The organism is Persicitalea jodogahamensis (assembly GCF_014651615.1).
Classification (GTDB): domain Bacteria; phylum Bacteroidota; class Bacteroidia; order Cytophagales; family Spirosomataceae; genus Persicitalea; species Persicitalea jodogahamensis.
This window is the reverse complement of the sequence record NZ_BMXF01000012.1, coordinates 1-2,947: the sequence shown is the minus strand read 5'-3', so window position 1 is coordinate 2,947 and position 2,947 is coordinate 1. Positions and strand designations below refer to the sequence as shown.

At 62.3% G+C, this 2,947-nt stretch carries 1 rRNA gene; it reads right to left on the bottom strand.

The window, feature by feature from the left end:
* Positions 1–168: 168 nt before the first annotated feature.
* Positions 169–2,947 (bottom strand): 23S ribosomal RNA (locus tag IE117_RS26145); the annotation flags it as partial.

Sequence of the window (2,947 nt, the reverse complement as noted above, 5' to 3'; positions counted from 1 at the left end):
CTTAACTTCTCTGTTCGGGATGGGAAGAGGTGGGCACCCGCCCCGTGGCCGCCATCAGGGCGGTTGGGAGCGTCGCTGCCCCCTGCGGGGCAACTTCGTCCTAATTTCTTTATCAATGTCTTGAAAAGTCATTAAACATGTGGAAACAAGAGAGTGGCGACCCGCGGCCGCGCGGGTTCTGTCGGGCGATTAGTACCGCTCGGCTGAGCGCTTCTCGGCGCTTGCACCTGCGGCCTATCGACGTCGTAGTCTTCGACGGCCCTGTTCGTTAGGGAGGACTCATCTTGGGGCCGGTTTCGCACTTAGATGCCTTCAGCGCTTATCCGCTCCCCACGTAGCTACCCGGCCGTGCCACTGGCGTGACAGCCGGCTTACCAGCGGTGGGTCCGCCCCGGTCCTCTCGTACTGAGGGCGGCTCCCCTCAGTCCTCCTGCGCCCGCCACAGATAGGGACCGAACTGTCTCACGACGTTCTGAACCCAGCTCGCGTGCCACTTTAATCGGCGAACAGCCGAACCCTTGGGACCTTCTCCAGCCCCGGGATGTGACGAGCCGACATCGAGGTGCCAAACCTCCCCGTCGATGTGGGCTCTTGGGGGAGATCAGCCTGTTATCCCCGGCGTACCTTTTATCCTTTGAGCGACGGCCCTCCCATTCGGGGCCGCCGGATCACTATGCCCTGGTTTCCCACCTGCGCGACCCGTCGGTCTGGCAGTCAAGCCGGCTTGTGCCATTGCGCTCGCGGCGCGGTTGCCGACCGCACCGAGCCGACCTTTGGAAGCCTCCGTTACGCTTTCGGAGGCGACCACCCCAGTCAAACTGCCCGCCACGCGGCGTCCCCCCCGAAGGGGGTTAGGGCCCGGGACGGCAAAGGGCGGTATTTCAAGGGCGACTCCACCACGCCTGGCGACGCGGCTTCAAAGTCTCCCGCCTATCCTACACATTGCCGGCCCAGGACCAGCGCGAAGCTGCAGTAAAGGTGCACGGGGTCTTTCCGTCCCGTGGCGGGTAAGCGGCATCTTCACCGCTACTACAATTTCACCGAGCTCACGGCTGAGACAGTGCCCAGATCGTTACACCATTCGTGCAGGTCGGAACTTACCCGACAAGGAATTTCGCTACCTTAGGACCGTTATAGTTACGGCCGCCGTTTACCGGGGCTTCGGTTCAACGCCTCGCCTTGCGGCTAACGTCCCCCCTTAACCTTCCGGCACCGGGCAGGTGTCAGGCCCTATACGTCGGCTTGCGCCTTTGCAGAGCCCTGTGTTTTTGCTAAACAGTCGCCTGGGCCGTTTCTCTGCGGCCTCTGACCCGAAGGTCAGGAGGCCCCCCTTATCCCGAAGTTACAGGGTCAATTTGCCGAGTTCCTTAGCCGTGATTCACTCGAGCACCTTGGAATCCTCTTCCCGACCACCTGTGTCGGTTTGCGGTACGGGCCACTTTGCACTGAAGTTTCACAGACTTTTCTAGGAGGCCCGGCAGCCGGCTCGCTTCGCCCGCAGGCTCCGCTCAGGCGCACCATTCCGTCGGTACGCGCCGGCCCGGGGGCCACGTCATCTGATCACATGCAAAATGGGGGTGGGAGTGTCAACCCACTGTCCGTCGCGCTTCGCCCTTCGGCTGACGCTTAGGCCCCGCCTGACCCCCCGCTGATTAGCATGGCGGGGGAACCCTTGGTCTTCCGGTGTGCGCGTTTCGCGCGCGCATTGTCGTTACTCATGCCTGCATTTGCTTTTCCCGCAGGTCCAGGGCGGCTCGCGCCACCCATTCGCCCCCGCGGGAATGCTCCCCTACCGATACGTGATGTTACTCACTATCGCACGGCTTCGGCGGCGCGCTTGATGCCCGTTTATTGTCGGCGCCCGCCCCGCTCGACCAGTGGGCTGTTACGCACTCTTTAAACGAATAGCTGCTTCCAAGCTAACGTCCTGGCTGTCGCTGCGGCCGGACCGCCTTACCCCAACTTAGCGCGCACTTGGGGGCCTTAGCCGGTGCTCCGGGTTGTTCCCCTCTCGGACGCGGACCTTGGCACCCGCGCCCTCACTGCCACGCAGCTGCCGGCCCATTCGGAGTTCGTCAGGGGTTGGCAGGATGTGACTCCCCCTAGCCCTACCGGTAGCTCTACCTGGCCGCCAGACGTCGCGTGACGCTGTTCCTAAAAACATTTCGGGGAGTACGAGCTATCTCCCGGTTTGATTGGCCTTTCACCCCCACCCCCGGTTCATCCGAAAACTTTTCAACGTTTACCGGTTCGGTCCTCCACGCTGTGTTACCAGCGCCTCGACCTGACCGGGGGTAGATCACCGGGTTTCGCGTCCACAGCCGCCGACTCAACGCCCTGTTCGGACTCGCTTTCGCTGCGGCTCCCCGCCTCGAAGGCGGTTAACCAGCGCCGGCGACCGTGACTCGCAGGCTCATTATGCAAAAGGCACGGCGTCACCAGACTGCTAGGCAGCTGGCTCCGCCCGCTTGTAGGCGTACGGTTTCAAGTTCTTTTCACCCCGCTGCTCGCGGTTCTTTTCACCTTTCCCTCACGGTACTGGTTCGCTATCGGTCTCCCAGGAGTATTTAGCCTTGGCGGATGGTGCCGCCGGATTCGAAGGGGATTTCTCCGGTCCCCCCCTACTCAGGAACATGACTCAGCCAGCAGAATGCACGCCTACGGGACTCTCACCCCCTGCGGTCGGCCTTCCCAGGCCGTTCGGCTTAATCTGCTGACCACTAGGCCAGTCCTACAACCCCGCCCGGGCCTCGACCCGTGCGGTTTGGGCTTCTCCGCGTTCGCTCGCCGCTACTTGCGGAATCACTCTTGTTTTCTTCTCCTGAGGGTACTTAGATGTTTCAGTTCCCCTCGTTTGCCCCGAATAAATTCGGTGACTGCCCTGCGGCAGCCGGGTTGCCCCATTCGGACACCGGCGGATCAAAGCGTGTGTGCCGCTCCCCGCCGA